14 protein-coding genes are annotated in these 14,610 nt (G+C 66.6%); 5 read left to right on the forward strand and 9 right to left on the reverse strand.

What is annotated here, in order from left to right; genetic code table 11:
• Positions 1 to 3 precede the first annotated feature (3 nt).
• Positions 4 to 1,764 (forward strand): N-acyl-D-amino-acid deacylase family protein, encoded by a 1,761-nt coding sequence (locus ACAG24_RS26055; protein WP_370475296.1) that lies wholly within the window; start codon positions 4 to 6, stop codon positions 1,762 to 1,764.
• Between the two features lie 13 nt (positions 1,765 to 1,777).
• Here the strand turns inward: ACAG24_RS26055 and ACAG24_RS26060 are convergent, their stop codons facing one another.
• The 5 genes from ACAG24_RS26060 to bfr all read right to left on the reverse strand — a co-directional run bounded on the left by ACAG24_RS26060 (position 1,778) and on the right by bfr (position 7,429).
• The gene (locus ACAG24_RS26060; protein WP_370475297.1) at positions 1,778 to 2,881 is read right to left on the reverse strand and encodes an amidohydrolase family protein; all 1,104 of its coding nucleotides are present in this window, start codon (positions 2,879 to 2,881) and stop codon (positions 1,778 to 1,780) included.
• A complete protein-coding gene (locus ACAG24_RS26065) occupies positions 2,882 to 4,243 on the reverse strand; it encodes a type I glutamate--ammonia ligase (protein ID WP_370475298.1) in 1,362 nt (453 codons plus the stop codon).
• 21 nt (positions 4,244 to 4,264) lie between these two features.
• A complete protein-coding gene (locus tag ACAG24_RS26070; protein ID WP_370475299.1) occupies positions 4,265 to 4,747 on the reverse strand; it encodes a carboxymuconolactone decarboxylase family protein in 483 nt (160 codons plus the stop codon).
• Positions 4,748 to 4,768: 21 nt separating this feature from the next.
• Positions 4,769 to 6,835, reverse strand: coding sequence for an MDR family MFS transporter (locus ACAG24_RS26075; RefSeq protein WP_370475300.1), 2,067 nt, complete (start codon positions 6,833 to 6,835; stop codon positions 4,769 to 4,771).
• A 114-nt stretch (positions 6,836 to 6,949) separates the two neighbouring features.
• On the reverse strand, positions 6,950 to 7,429 hold the full coding sequence (gene bfr, locus ACAG24_RS26080) for a bacterioferritin (protein WP_370475301.1): 480 nt from the start codon (positions 7,427 to 7,429) through the stop codon (positions 6,950 to 6,952).
• A 240-nt stretch (positions 7,430 to 7,669) separates the two neighbouring features.
• On the opposite strand from bfr, the gene ACAG24_RS26085 reads away from it, so the two are divergent.
• Both ACAG24_RS26085 and ACAG24_RS26090 read left to right on the forward strand, forming a co-directional pair.
• Positions 7,670 to 8,302 carry a fatty-acid--CoA ligase gene (locus ACAG24_RS26085; protein WP_370475302.1) on the forward strand — a complete coding sequence of 211 codons (633 nt, stop codon included), beginning with the start codon at positions 7,670 to 7,672 and terminating at the stop codon, positions 8,300 to 8,302.
• Between the two features lie 2 nt (positions 8,303 to 8,304).
• Positions 8,305 to 8,499 (forward strand): (2Fe-2S)-binding protein, encoded by a 195-nt coding sequence (locus tag ACAG24_RS26090; RefSeq protein ID WP_370475303.1) that lies wholly within the window; start codon positions 8,305 to 8,307, stop codon positions 8,497 to 8,499.
• Between the two features lie 18 nt (positions 8,500 to 8,517).
• On the opposite strand, the gene ACAG24_RS26095 is transcribed toward ACAG24_RS26090, so the two are convergent.
• Together ACAG24_RS26095 and ACAG24_RS26100 are read right to left on the reverse strand one after the other, a co-directional pair.
• A complete protein-coding gene (locus ACAG24_RS26095) occupies positions 8,518 to 9,270 on the reverse strand; it encodes an enoyl-CoA hydratase/isomerase family protein (protein ID WP_370475304.1) in 753 nt (250 codons plus the stop codon).
• Entirely contained in the window at positions 9,267 to 9,986 is a 720-nt protein-coding gene (locus ACAG24_RS26100; protein ID WP_370475305.1) for an EthD domain-containing protein, read from the reverse strand. The genes ACAG24_RS26095 and ACAG24_RS26100 overlap by 4 nt, the downstream gene beginning before the upstream one ends.
• 31 nt (positions 9,987 to 10,017) lie before the next feature.
• Between ACAG24_RS26100 and ACAG24_RS26105 the strand changes: the two genes are divergently transcribed.
• Positions 10,018 to 12,030 carry an FUSC family protein gene (locus tag ACAG24_RS26105; RefSeq protein ID WP_370475306.1) on the forward strand — a complete coding sequence of 671 codons (2,013 nt, stop codon included), beginning with the start codon at positions 10,018 to 10,020 and terminating at the stop codon, positions 12,028 to 12,030.
• On the opposite strand, the gene ACAG24_RS26110 is transcribed toward ACAG24_RS26105, so the two are convergent.
• Both ACAG24_RS26110 and ACAG24_RS26115 read right to left on the reverse strand, forming a co-directional pair.
• Positions 12,002 to 12,628, reverse strand: coding sequence for a PaaI family thioesterase (locus ACAG24_RS26110; RefSeq protein WP_370475307.1), 627 nt, complete (start codon positions 12,626 to 12,628; stop codon positions 12,002 to 12,004). The genes ACAG24_RS26105 and ACAG24_RS26110 overlap by 29 nt on opposite strands.
• 31 nt (positions 12,629 to 12,659) lie before the next feature.
• Positions 12,660 to 12,845, reverse strand: coding sequence for a hypothetical protein (locus tag ACAG24_RS26115; RefSeq protein WP_370475308.1), 186 nt, complete (start codon positions 12,843 to 12,845; stop codon positions 12,660 to 12,662).
• A 145-nt stretch (positions 12,846 to 12,990) separates the two neighbouring features.
• Here ACAG24_RS26115 and ACAG24_RS26120 point away from each other — a divergent pair, with 145 nt between their 5' ends.
• Positions 12,991 to 14,433 carry an FAD-dependent oxidoreductase gene (locus tag ACAG24_RS26120; protein WP_370475309.1) on the forward strand — a complete coding sequence of 481 codons (1,443 nt, stop codon included), beginning with the start codon at positions 12,991 to 12,993 and terminating at the stop codon, positions 14,431 to 14,433.
• Positions 14,434 to 14,610: the final 177 nt, after the last annotated feature.

Raw genomic sequence — 14,610 nt, forward strand, 5'->3', positions numbered from 1 at the left:
CGCATGCTCGACGTGAAGATCACCGGTGGCACCGTCGTGGACGGCACCGGCGCCGACCGTTTCCAGGCGGATATCGGCATCAAGGACGGGCGCATCGTCGAGATTCGGCGCCGAGAGGGCAGCGAATCCGCGCTCCAGACCGAGGCAGCGCAGGAGATCGACGCGACGGGACGCATCGTCGCCCCCGGATTCGTCGACGTCCACACCCATTACGACGGACAGGTCAGCTGGGATGCGACGCTGGAACCCTCGAGCCTGCACGGGGTCACCACGGTGGTCAGCGGAAACTGCGGCGTGGGCTTCGCCCCGGTGCGGCCGGGCAAGGAGCAGTGGCTGATCGAGCTGATGGAGGGTGTCGAGGACATCCCCGGCTCCGCGCTCGCCGAAGGCATCACCTGGGAATGGGAAAGCTTCCCCGAATACCTCGACGCGATCGGCAAGCGCGAACTGGCGATCGACTACGGCACGCAGATCGCTCACAGCGCGGTCCGCGGCTACGTGATGGGCGACCGCGGCGCCCGCAACGAGGACGCCACGGCCGAGGACATCGATGCGATGGCGCGCCTGGTCCGGGAAGGCATCGAGGCTGGGGCACTGGGCTTTTCGACGTCGCGCACCGAAGCGCACCGTGCCCTGGACGGCACCGTGATGCCGGGTACCTATGCCGTCGAGGCGGAACTGCTCGGTCTCGGCCGCGCGATGGCCGCCGGCGGACAGGCGGTTTTCGAGTGTTCGCCCGCCGGCACCGCAGGAGAGAACGATGCGGCGTCGCTGACCGAGCTGGACCTGCTCACCCGTATCGCCGAGGACATCGACCGGCCGGTGTCGTTCACACTCCTGCAAACCGGTGGGGCTCCGACGCTCTACCGCGAACAACTCGATCGGATCGGGAAGGCACACGACAACGGGCTCGCGGTATACGGGCAGTTCGCTGCCCGCCCGTTCGGGATGTTGTTCGGCTTTCCCGGATATCACGCCTTCACGCACCGTCCGACCTATCGGGCGCTGAAGGCCAAGTACGGATCCGAGGAGCTCGCCGCGAAACTCGCCGAACCGGCGGTGCGCGCGGCCATCCTGGGCGAGACGGATCTGCCGCCGCAACCGGTGCCGATGTTCGACGCTCTGTTCGCGTTGGTGCAGAACGCTCTCGACCGCATCTATCCGATGGGCAATCCGCCCGATTACGAACCGACGCCCGACATGACCGTCGCTGCGATCGCGTCGCGCCGGGGCGAGGATCCGCTGGCGACGCTCTACGACCTGATGCTCGAGGGCAACGCGACCGCGATGCTCATGTTGCCGTTCTTCAACTACGCCGACGGCAACCACGACGCCATCTACGAGATGATGTCGCATCCGGGCACGGTGTCGGGTTTGTCCGACGGCGGCGCCCACTGCGGGCTGATCTGCGACGCGTCCTACCCCACCTTCCTGCTCACGCACTGGGCCCGCGACCGCCACCGCGGCCCGAAGTTCTCGCTGGAGTCTGTGGTGCGCAAGCAGACCCTGGACACCGCAACGCTTTTCGGGTTGTCGGACCGGGGCGTCATCGGTGTCGGCAAGAAGGCCGACATCAACGTCATCGACATGGACGCCCTGCGCCTGGATGTGCCCCGGATGGTCTACGACCTGCCCGCGGGAGGTCGCCGGCTGATCCAGGGCGCTTCCGGGTACGACGCCACCGTGGTCAGTGGTGTGGTGACGCGGCGCCACGGGGCCGACACCGGTGCACGGCCGGGCCGGCTGCTGCGCGGCGTGCGCTAGTTCGTTCGTCGGGTCAGATTCCGTAGACACGCCTGGCGTTCTGATGGGCGATCAGATCGACCACCCGTATCGCGTCGGCTTCGCTCCATTCGTCCGCGTCGACGAAACCTTGCAGTACGGTGCCGATCCCGTTGCGCCACAGGCGCGCTCCGAGATGGTGTAGCTCGGCGGGTCCGAATCCGTCGGAGGAATACAGGATCTTGCGGAACGGGGCCATCTCCAGCAGTCGCCCGATGAACGCCGTCGAGCGTGCGCCGAGGTAGTTGATCGACAGCCCGCCGTCGAGGTAGACGTTGTTGAACGCCTGTGCCAGATAGCCGGCTTCGCGCTCGTAGGGATAGCAGTGCAGCAGCATCACCGGGGTGTCACCGCTGACACGCAGGAAGTCGAGCAGGTGAAGCGGATTCGCCGCATCCAGGTCGCAGTCGCGGTCGCCGAAGCCGACGTGGAACTGCAGAGGCTTTCCCAGCCGCAGGGCGCGGTGTAGACCGAAGCGAAGCAGCACACGGTCGGTCAGCCGCGTGCCGCCGGCATCGCGCCACCGTGCCGCCGCGGCGACGACCTCTGCCGGAGACGGCTCGGAGAGATCCCCGGTGAATCCGCCCCGGTAGGCGAGCACCGACTTGGTGCCGACGGCGGTGCGGGCGCGCCGCCACAGGATCTGGTCGAATGCCGCGGCATAGTCCCCCGGCGCCCGGGCGGCCTCTTCGGCGATCGTCTCCAGCCGCACCACCTCGTGCACCCGGCCGACGCCGAGGCCGGCCAGCTCGGCGGGATCTGCTACGCCGGTGGCGAATCCGGTATCGACCAGCCAGTCCGAGACGCGCGCACCGCCGAGTAGTCGCCGCGCCAGGTCTGCTTCCGGGATTGCGCTGCGCGCACCCCAGTACGCGTCGGGATCGGCATGCCGGGCGAGGCCGATCTCAGGTGCACAATGGGCCCGTACCGCGAACCCCAGCTGGGTGTCGAATGCGGAATCGAAGTCGGCCAGCGCTTCGGTGTTGGCCTCGTTGAGCGCGTTCTCGAACCGCGTGCGGTCCACCGGGTTCAGCCAGCAGCCATGCACGTGATGGTCGATCAGCGGAACCGCCTCGACGTAGTCGCGCAGCGCCGTCACTCACACACTCCAGGCAAGCCGGAACTTGTCGGCGAGCTCTTCGGGCGGCAGTTCGCCGTACGTCTCGGTCTCGTAGCGGCGCACCGCCAGCACCGCGTCGACGACGGCGTCGCCGAGGATGCCGCGCATTCTGGTCGATGCGTCGAGGGTGTCGAGGATTGCCGACTGGTCTGTGCCCAGCACGGTGATCCCCGCCTCGGCGCGCGCCGCGTCGGTCAGCTTCGACGGATCGACGGCGACCTCGCCGGGCAGGGTGAGCTCGCTCTCGATACCGTCGAGCGCCAGTCCGAGGATTGCCGCCGACGCGAGGTAAACGTTGGCGGACGGGTCGATGATCTTCACCTCGACGTTGGCGCCGTACGGGTTGGCCTCGCCGCCGGTCAGGTACCGCACAGCGGCTTCCCGGTTCTCGGTGCCCCAGCAGGCATAGGCTCCCGCCCAACTCCCGGGCTGCATGCGCAGCCCCGACAGAATCGATCCGCTCAGCACGCCCTGCGCATCTTCGAGGCCCGCCAGCACGCCGGCGACCGCGGCGGCGCCCTCTGACATCATCCCGGCGGGGCCATCACCGCCGGAGAACAGTGGCACATCGTCGCGTGAAAGCGAAAAGTGTTGATGCGCACCGGAACCGACGCTGCCGGCGAAGGGCACGGGAGACAGGCTGACGCGCATACCGTACTTTCTGGCGACGCGGCCGATGATGATCCGCATCAACGTCAACTGGTCGGCGGCGGCCACAGGCGGCTGCGGCGCGAGCGAGATCTCGAACTGGTTCATCCCGTACTCGGGATGGAACTGCTCGATGGCGACCGCGGATGCCGTCGCCGCCGCGGTGACGTCGCGTACGAACCCCTCGTGTTCGAGCACGCCGGCCAGGCCGTACTGCGCCCATAGATGCGCGGGCAGCCGGGCGCCGTCTGGCCCGACGAGGACGAACTCGATCTCATGGCCCACGGCGGCGCTGATGCCGGCCTCGGTCAGCCTGTTCTCCACCCTGCGCAGCGCGCCGCGGCTACAGTACGGATCGGGGTTTCCGGCCTGGTCGTGGAAAGATCCTGGCGCCCAGGCCAATCCATCGCCGAGGATGCGCAAGGCCCCGAGGTCGATGCGGATGCGCTGGTCGCCGACCACGCCGGTCGAATCGCCGAAGACGATGCCCGTCTGGTCGATGGTGAACACGTGCCACACCGGGCTGGCCCCGAGTCCGGGATCGGCGAACGAGCCCATCCGGCGCAGCGGAACGGTCTTGGCATGGGTCAGCCCTGCGGGGTTCACCACCGTACCGATCAGGGTGGCGACACCGTCTGCTTCGAGTTGGGCGATGGCAGCAGCGGCGAGAGGTTTGGCGGCCATGTCAGCCATTGTGCCGCCGACCGACTCGACTTACAGCGTGATCTTGCAGGTCTGCCCGATGTCGAGGGTGCGCAGCATTCGGCCCATGCCGACCCACATGGCACACGAGATCGCGAGGTCGGTCAGCAATTCGTCGTCGAAGTGCACGGCGGCGCGCTCCCAGAAGTCCTCGTCCTCGCGCAGCGCGGTGTGGTCGGTGGCAAAGCGGTGGGCGAACTCCATCGCGATGCGCTCCGCGTCGCTGTAGCCCGGCCATGTCCGCCATTGGGTGGCGTAGTCGTAGAACTCCTCGCTGATGCCATTGGCCTCGCCTTCGGAGTCGCGGGTGTTCTGGCACACCACACACTCGTTGGCGTAGGCGATGACGATGCGCGCTGCTTCCCTGGTCCGCATCGGAAGGCGACTCTTCGTGTACACCGCGTTCGTGAACTGGGCCATGGCCGTGCCGAGTTCAGGTGACTTCACCGCGAATGCGGTCACGTCGTCGTCGGCGAAATCTCCAATGCGGCTCATGGGCAAAAATTGTAACGTGTTTCACTTTCCGGCCGTGGCGAGTTCCGCGCGGTCGTCGTTCCAGTCGCGCTGCACCAGGAGTCGCTGCGCAATGCGCTCCAGTGCCGCTTCCACCTCGTTGCGGTCGGGCCTCCCCTCGAAGGTCGGCGACGTCTCCAGCTTCTCGACGATCCTGCCCACCAGAGCCGAGGTCGCGCACGCCACCTGCTGGGCACCCGACTGCGTCAACCAGATCTGGTCGCCTGCGCGCAGCGCGTGGCCGCACTCGACGAGCCTGTCGAATGTCGGCGCAAGCACTTCGGGTGGTACCCGCAGTCGTTCAGCCATCTCGGTCAGCCGAGCCGAGCCGAAGACCTGGCTCTGACGGTAGGTCTGGATCAGCGCCCAGAGCAGCGCGATGTCGGATTCGCAGCCGTGGGTCCCTGCGATGCTGCGAAGCTTGATCTCCGGTGAGTGCCGGACGAGGCGGCCGACAGCCGTCTCCAGAAGCTTCTCCGGGTCATCCGAGGAGGGCATTCCGAAGCCCTCCCCCATGTCCAGCGCGGCGGTGGTCTCGATGTCCCGCAGCGGCACCTGCTTGAGGGTGAGCGCGACGATGAAGCCGATCACCGCGACCGGCGCCGCGCAGAGGAACACCAGGCCCAGCGAGTCGGAATACGCCTCGACGATGGGTGCCGCTACCGCGTCGGGAAGCCGGTGCAGCACCTGCGGGGACTGGGCCGCCTCCGGCGGCGCGCCACCGGCGGCCAGCGCACCCGCGATTCGGCTGTCGAGGAAGTTCGCGAACAGGGAACCGAAGATGGCTGCGCCGAAGGAACTTCCGATGGTGCGGAAGAAGGTGACGCCCGAAGTCGCGACACCGAGGTCGGAGAAGCTCGCGGTGCTCTGCACGATCAGGACCAGAACCTGCATGCACATGCCGATTCCGGTGCCGAGGACGAACAGGTACAGGCTCTGCTGCAGCACCGGGGTGGTGGCATCCATCTGCGACAGCAGCACGAAGCCGAGTGTCATCACCGCGGTGCCGACGACCGGGAAGATCTTGTAGCGGCCGGTCCGGCTCACCAGCACACCGCTGCCCATTGAGGTGAGCAGCAGCCCTCCGACCATGGGGAGTGTGCGCAAGCCCGATTCGGTCGCCGAGACGCCGTCGACGAACTGCATAAAGGTCGGCAGGAATGTCAACGCCCCGAGCATCGCGAAACCGACGATGAACGACAGCACGCAGCAGACGGTGAACACGGGGCTGGCGAACAACCGGATCGGCAGCACCGGCTCCTCGGCACGCAACTCGACGCGCACGAAGGCGGCCAGGGCGACGGCCGAGCCGACGAACAGTCCCATGATCATCGGCGACGACCAGGCATAGGTGCTGCCGCCCCAACTGGTGGCCAGTGTCAGGCCCGAGGCGCCGAGGCCGATGAGCACGATGCCTGCGTAGTCGATGACGGGCTTGCCGCGCCGGCTCAGCGCCGGGATCGTGGCCAGCGCCACGATGAGCACGACGATGCCGATCGGGACGTTGATCCAGAACGCCCATCGCCAGGTCAGGTGATCGGTGAAGTATCCGCCCAGCAGCGGCCCGATGACCGTGGTGACGCCGAAGACGGCGCCGAGGGCGCCCTGGTAGCGGCCGCGGTCCCGCAACGGGATGACCTCGCCGATGAGCGCGGTCGCCGTGACCATCAGAGCGCCGCCGCCGATGCCCTGCAGGGCGCGCGCGGCGACCAGCATCTCCATCGACGACGCGATTCCGCACAGAACGGAGCCGACGAGGAAGAACAGCACCGCGACGGCGAAGATGACCTTGCGTCCGAACAGGTCACCGAGCTTGCCCACGATCGCGGTCGCGATCGTGGATGCGAGTAGATAGCTCGTCACGACCCACGACTGATGGCCGGCACCGCCCAGATCGGCGACGACGGTCGGCAGCGCCGTCGCCACGATGGTCTGGTCCAGCGCCGCCAGCAGCATGCCGAGCACCACCGCGACGAAGATGACGTTTCTGCGGTGGGTGCTGACGGGCGCGGGCTCGGAACGGGCTGAGGGTGTGCTGGTATCAGGACCTGCTGCCGGCGTCGCTGTCATACCTGCCTTCCTGGTGAACCGTGACTCCCCTAGAACATCGTTAGATGGCCTATGGAAGTTACGGTACTCAGGCAGGAGATTCCCGCGGGTGCGGGACCCGAACCTCTCTCGGCGTCAGTGCGGGGGCCGGGAAACGCACTGGGCGAGGTAGAGCTCCTCCCCGAGCTTGTTCATCAACTCCAGCTGCGTTTCGAGGTAGTCGATGTGCAGTTCCTCGTCGGCAAGGATCTCCTCGAACAGGTTCGCCGACGTGGCGTCGCCCTTTTCGCGGCACATGATGACACCGGGCTTCAACCTCCCGACCACCTCGTACTCGATCGCCAGGTCCGCCTCGAACTGCTCGCGGACGGTCTGGCCCACACGCAGCGAGAAGAGTCGCTGATAGTTCGGGAGGCCGTCGAGAAGAAGGATTCGATCCGTGATCTTCTCCGCGTGAACCATTTCTTCGAATGATTCCTTGCGGGTGTGTTCAGCCAATTCGGTGAAGCCCCAATTGTCCTGCATTTTGGAATGCAGAAAATACTGGTTGATCGCCGTCAATTCGCTCGTCAATTGCTCGTTAAGCAATTTCAGAACTTCGGGATCGCCTTGCATGACTTGCTCCTAAGAACATCGTTGGCTGATGGCGTGCGCTATCTGCACGGGCTGCGTACAAGCACTTTCAATCTAGTCCATAAACGGGGTTCCGAGCTCGTCCTCAGGCCTGTCGAGCATGGGTTTTGCGGAAGTTTGCCGGCCGTGACGCCCAGATCAGGCCCCCACTCTGGACTGGCTACGCTAAGTAAGGTTAGACTGCGCTAACCGTTAGGCCGCATTTATAGGTAAGGGTAACCAATGGGTGAGTACGACCTCCACTCATTCATCCTTGCCTGCGATTTCCGCGTCGACGATCTCGATGTCATGTGGGAATGGCTGAACAAGCATCGCGACGGCCTTTCTTCGATCGGCGCCCACCATGTTGTTCTGTATGAATCGATTTGGGAACCCCGGCGTGTACTCGTCACAATCGGTATTCGGCAGGCGCGCTCCATTCGGGATGTCCTGCGTTCGCCGGCGATTTTCGAATGGTTCAATATTTCCGGCGCGGACGATATCCCCCCGATTTTCGGCGGCGAGGTCGTCGAGAAGATCGACCTCTACGGCAACAGCCCCGAGGGTCACGTCGGGCGGGTCGTCGTCGGGGTGATGTCGTCTGTCGAGGACGTCGCGACGCTGATGGAGAAGGTCCACGACGGTCTCGAGCGATTCAAGCGCGGCGGCGTGCGCAAGATCTGGGTCTACCGTGCCCTCGACGACGGTCACGAGGTGCTGATCCTGCAGGAGATCGCCGACGAGACCAGCGCGCGGCAGTGGATCGAACATCCGGACGCTGCCGCGGAGTGGATGACCAATGCGGGGATGGGTGCCTACCCGACGCGCTTCGTCGGCCGGTTCGCGCACCTCATGAGCGTCGGCGGGGGTGATTAGCAGTGTTCGTCTGCTTGTGCACCGGCACCACGAGTCACGTGGTCAACGAGGTCGTGGCCAAAGGAGCGCGGACCTCTCGCGAGATCGCCGAGGCCTGCGGCGCCGGCGGCGATTGCGGACGTTGCAGGCGCACGCTGCGGGCGATGATCGAGGCCCACTTCAAGGTCGTCGATCAACAGCGCGAGAGCGTGCGCTGACCACCCCGTCGGTGACCGTCAGCTCTTCCCGGTGAACTCGGCCAGCGCGGCCGCGTTCGCGACCCCGCCGAGCAGTTCCTGGAAGTGTGCATTCTCCCGCTGGGTAGCCGCGGCGATCTCGGCGCGATACGGCGCGACGATCGTCTTCTTCACCGCCACGAGGCTCGGAATCGAGCGCGCCGCAAGGATTTCGGCGTGCCTACGGGCTTCCGGCAACAGATCGTCGGGTTCGCAGACCTTCCACGCGATGCCCATGCGCTGCGCTTCCTCGGCGTCAACCCACTCCGACGACAGCAGCAGCCATGCCGCGTTCTGCCTGCCGACCAGCTGTGGCAACAAATAGGACGAGGCTGCTTCGGGCGCCACGCCCAGGCTGGTGAACGGGCACTTCAACCGGGCTGCCGTCGACATGAACACCAGGTCGGCGTAACCCAGGATCGTGGTGCCGATACCGAGGCCGACGCCGTTGACCGCGCAGATCAGTGGTTTCGGCAGCTCGGTGAGCGCGTCGATCATGGTGGTGAAGTGGCTGCCTTCGGAGGTCAGTGATCCGTCGGCGATGCCCGCCTGCATCTCCTTGAGGTCGTTGCCCGCGCTGAATGCCCGGCCCGCTCCGGTGATGAGCACGACCGCGACCTCGGGGTCGTCGGCGGCCTCGCGAATCGCCGTCGCGGTGGCCAGATAGAGCTCCTGATTGAAGGCGTTGAGCGCCTCCGGACGGTTGAGGACCAGGGTGCGGACCCGGTTGTCGTCGCTGATCTGCAGAGTCACGGCCGCAGCGTATCCTGCGCGGCGAACGGGTCACGCAATACGTAGCGGCTCGTGGGCACGGTGTCGACGTTCTGGTTGGCGCCGAATGCTGTTGTGCTGGCGACCATCTTCGTCATTCGGTCGCTGAGATCTGCGTCATCGGCGGCGCCGAAGAACGCGTGCAGATCGGAGACCGCCTCGATCGGGAACAATTCCTCCACGATCGCATCCACCCGGGGCGCGTCCTCTGTCAGCGCCCGCACCACGGTGTTCTGTGTGTAGCCGAAGGTCGACTGGGTGTCGATCGCGACCTGGGTGTGATCGTGGTGCCAGCGGTGAAGCCACGTCCGCTCGTCGAGCCCGTCGGGCCTGCGCAGCAAGGCGACATTTGCGAAACCGGGGGTGCGCTGCCCGGGCTCGGTGGGCGGTGCTGCCAGCGGCACCGACTCGGTGACCAGGTATGCCGCCACCTGTTCGCACGCGTCGCTCAACACTCTTGTCGCGGTGCGGATCTGATCGCCGTAGTACTGCGAGGTCCACACGCTGACCAAAGCGATCACCGGGGGTTCGAGGGTCGTCAGGGTCATCAGGGAATCGGTGACGGCCGCATCGCGCACGTTCACGCTCAACCCGGGGACACCGGCGCCGAGCAGAGCTTCCGCAGTCTCGGTGCGCAGCCGGGTGCACCAGGCGTCGTCGCCGGGCGCGCCCCGCAGGGCGATGATGACTTTCTCCACTCGCCGAACATAGCCGGGTCAGAATGGAGTCATGATCACAGGTCTGGCGCTACGACCGCTGCTGCCGGACCTCGCTGCGCTCGCTCGCAGTCTGGCAGGCGTGGCAGTCGTCGCCGCGGTCGCGGTGCTGTGGGGGCCGCCGGGGTCGGTGCCCGCGGTCGTGGGCACGGCGGCGTTCGCAGCCGCGACGGCGTTCCAGGACAGTCCGCGCTCACGGGTGCCCCTGGTCTATCTGGTGTCGGCACTGTCAGGAATCGCGGTGCTGCTCGGCGCGTTGACGGCCGCGTACTCCGTGCTGTTCGTCGCCGTGGTCGCACTGTGGTGTTTCGGTGCCGCGATGCTGTGGGCGCACGGACCCAACGCCGGCTTGATCGGCGCGGCGTCAGCAGCACTGCTGGTGGTGGCACCACCGGTGGCGCCGACGCCGGCGACGACAGTTGTCACGACAGTCCTGGCGGTCACGGGTGGGTTGATCCAGGCGCTGGTGATCGCGGTCTGGCCGCCCCAGCGCTGGCGTACGCAGCGCGACGCGCTCGTGGCCGCATACCGGTCGCTGGCGGCCGACGCCCGAAAGCTCGGTGAGGGCAGCGCGGGTGACGGGTGGACGGTAGACCCCGAGCCGCTCGTGGCGCTGCGCGAAGCCTTCACGACCGGCGACGGCGCCAACCGGCGGCGTCCCGCGGTGTACCGCGGTTGGTATGCGCTGCCGGAGCGCATCGCCGCAACGTTGACCGACGCGGCCGGCGTCCCGCGGTCGGAGGCGCTGTCCCGCGTGCTGCAGGAAGCTGCGGACACGATGACGGCGGTGGCCGACACCGGCCGCTCGGGGCGTGTCGGCACCGACGTGGCCATCGGTCGTTTCGACAGTGTCGCCAAGGATGCGACGGGTTCTGAATCGGGTGTGGTGCAACGGCTCTCGGCACTCCTACACGAGGTTGTGGCGATGAGGCTCGGTGACTTCGTGCCGTCGACACCTGACGCCGTGCGGTTGCGGCGCCCCGAGCTGCCGACCTCGGTCCGCTCGGCGATTCGCGGTGTGCGCAGTCATCTGATGTGGCACTCGCCCGTTCTTCGGCACGCCGTGCGGCTGTCGGTGGCGGTGGCGCTCGCGTGCGGTATCGACCGTTACGCCGGCGGTCCGTACGGCTTCTGGATAGCGCTGACGGTGCTGATGGTGCTGCGTCCGGAGACCGCGCACACCTACACCCGTTGTGTCGGACGGCTTGCCGGCGCCGTCGCCGGGATCGTCATCGCCTCTACCCTGTTGTTCGTCGTCGACTTCTCTGTCGCGGTATCGACAGTGCTCGCCGTTGTCGTCATCGGTATCACCTATGTCGTTTCCGGGTTCGGCTACGTCGCGGTATCGGCGGCGGTAACCACATCGGCGGTTTTCCTCCTCGACGCGGGCCGCGCCGATGTGCCGCCGGCGATGAGCGATCCCCTGCTGGCCGCCCTCGTGGGCGGCGGGTTGGCCGTGATCGCCCACGTCGTGCTGCCCGACGACGAGCTGACGCGGCTTGCCCAGCGTGCCGGTGAACTGCTCAAGACCGAAATCGATTATGCCGCAACGGTGATCAAGGGCTACGTGCACGAACTCGACAGTCCGGCCGACGAGGTGACCTCGGCGTGGCAGCGGGCCTACCGGGCGAGGGCGGCGTTCGAGGCGACCACCGGTGCGATGCGGCTGGAGTCCCGCGACCTACGCCACTGGCTTCGCTCCTACCGCACCGCGCTGAACGCGGTCACCAGTTCGTGCACGACGCTGGAGGCGCACCTGCCGGCCCGTCCGGCGACGGCCGAGCGCGAGTTCGTGCTCACCGTCGACGAATACGTCGAAGCGCTGTGTGGCGATCCACCGACAGCCGCGTCGCCGTGGACCGTCGACGCGGCGGAATTGGGGGCCGCCGAGCAGCGCTTGCGTGAGGCCATGCCGCGGCACGGCTCCGACGACGGTCCGACCCGCGTACTCGTCGCCGAGGTCGCCGCGATCACCCGCAGTCTGTCGGGGATCTCCGTCAGCCCCTCGCCCACCGCGGCTCGATGAAGACAGCCTCAGCCTCCACGGTGATGCCGGTGTCGTCGGCGATGTGGCCCGTCGCGTAGGTCTTGAAACCGTCCGTGTGGGTGATGCGTGCTTCGGAGTGCAACCGGCCCAGCGGGGTTAGCCGGCGATAGCGGACGGTGATCGTTCCGGTGAGCCGATGCACGCCCGGTTTGCTCGCAGCGTCGCCGAGCACGTGGTCGAGAATCTTGGCCGACACCCCGCCGTGCACGTGTCCTGGCGGGCCCTCGAAGGCCGCGCCGAGATAGAAGTCGCTCCAGGCGGATCCGTCAGGTTCTTTGTGGATGACCAGCGGCGGCGCGGTGGGGTTGCGCACGCCGATCACCGCGTTGCCCCACGGCATCGACTCGCCCTCCGCGCCGAACTGGATCCCGAACGCGCCGTCGCGCTGCACGCCGCGGAGCCGAGCGGTCGCGGATTCGATCTCGGCCTTGGCTGTGGCGACGACGTCGGCGTCGACCTCGGTCCGGATCGTCGCGTCGATCAGCTCGCGCACCGAACCGGTCAGCGGTTCGTAGACGGCTCGTAGCCGCTCGATGTCCTCGGCACTCAATCCGTCGACGTGGGTGTAGTCCAGCACCCCTCGACTAGAACACGCGTCAACTTTCGTGTCACTCCTGGGGTGGTCCGACGAGGAGCCTGCGAATGAGCGGCCGTGCCCACCGGGCGAGTTCGTCGTGGCCGAGCGATCTGGCGGCGGGGACTTCCAGCGCGTAGCGCGGCGTGGCCATGCCGTCGGGCGCCATGCCGCGGAGGTCCGGCAGGTGCAGCGTGAACTCTGCTGCGGTGGCGAACAACCGCTGTTCGCTTCCGAAGTAGCGGATGACGAGCGCTGGGTCGACGCGCGTCGCTTCGGCGTTGCATAAGTCACCAACTGTTGACTTCCGGTCTCATCGGTCTATCGTTTGAGTCACCAATTGTTGACTTAGTGGAGGAGCGGCTATGAACGCGCCGGCTGAGATACCCGTCCTGGTCGTCGGTGCCGGACCGACAGGCCTGACCGCAGCGCTGGAGTTGTCCCGGCTCGGCGTACCGGTGCGCATCGTCGACCGCGCAGCCGCCGCGTCGCCCGAGTCGCGCGCCCTCGCGGTACAGGCCCGCACACTGGAACTCCTGCGCGTGCGAGGTGTCGGCACGGAGATGCTCCCGCTCGGCAACAAAGCCGGCGCCGCCGCGCTCTACGCCGGGGGTCGAAAGCTTGCTCCCATCGAATTGCACAGGATGGCAAGCGACTTCAACTACATCCTGATGCTTGCGCAATCGGAGACGGAACGGTTGCTCGCCGAGCGGATTGAGTGCCAAGGCGTGAAGGTCGAACGCGGCGTCGAGGTCACCGCAGTGCGTGGGCTGGCGGATCACGCGGAGGTGACGCTGCGCAGCTCCGGGGGCTCCGAGGAATCGGTGCGCGCGGCCTACGTCATCGCCGCCGACGGTCCGCACAGCACGTTGCGCAAGAGTTTGGGCCTGCAATTCCCGGGCCGAACGCTCCCCCACAACTACGTGCTCGCCGATCTGCACGTGGACGGGGACATCGCACAGGATCAAGTGTCGATCTTCCTGGCGCGCAACGGATTCATCGCGCTGTTCCCGATGGGTGAGGGTCGCTTCCGGGTGATGGCGACCGACCCGGACGAGGTCGCCGGGCAGATGGGCGAGCCAACGGTGGAGCACATCCAGCTGCTCTACGACCGCGTTGCGCATATCCCCGCGCGCTTGCACTCGATGAACTGGAGTTCGCGCTTCCGGATCAACAGCAGGCACATGAAGACGCTGCGATCGGGGCGGGTGTTCTTCGGTGGCGATGCCGCCCACGTGCACAGTCCGGCGGGTGGCCAGGGGATGAATCTCGGTATCCAGGACATGATCAACCTCACCTGGAAGCTGGCCATGGTACTCGACGGTCGGGCGAAACCTGAACTCCTAGATACATATTCGTCAGAACGTCTACCGGTGATCCGCAAGCTCATTCGCTTCACCGAGATCGGTACGCGGATCTTCAACTCGACGAACGTTCTGGTGCACGCGATCCGGATTCGCATCGCGCCAAAGGCCCTCGGGAGGAATCGGATTCAGAACACGGCGGCCTCGATGTTCGGTCAGTTGTCGGCCGACTATAGAGGTGGCGAGTTCGGTGCGGGTGATCGTGTGCCGGATGTGGACGGTTTGTATGACGCACTGGACCTGAGTGCGCTGACACTGTTCACCGACGACGGCGCCGCCCTCGACGTGGCGCGACGGTGGGACGGCGTGGTGTCGACACGTGCTGACCGTGGCGGCGGCTGGCTGCTTGTCCGGCCGGACGGATACCTCGCCGCGGCAGGCGATGCCGGTGATGTACGTGCGCTGGAAAGACTGCTCGAACGCTGGTTTGTCGCACCGGTGTGAGTCACTGGATTTTCTTCTGTCACTTGGGTTTCTCTGGTCACACTGGCGGTCGGAGGTGTCGGTGGTCCGAACTAGTGTTCGATGTGTGGAGGTGGTGTCGGAGGCGTTGGCGGGGATGGGCGAGCAGATCGCCATCCTGTCGAAGGCCTGTGACGAGTTGTCCCATCGTGAGTTGAT

The organism is Mycobacterium bulgaricum (assembly GCF_041287165.2).
GTDB classification, from domain to species: domain Bacteria; phylum Actinomycetota; class Actinomycetes; order Mycobacteriales; family Mycobacteriaceae; genus Mycobacterium; species Mycobacterium bulgaricum.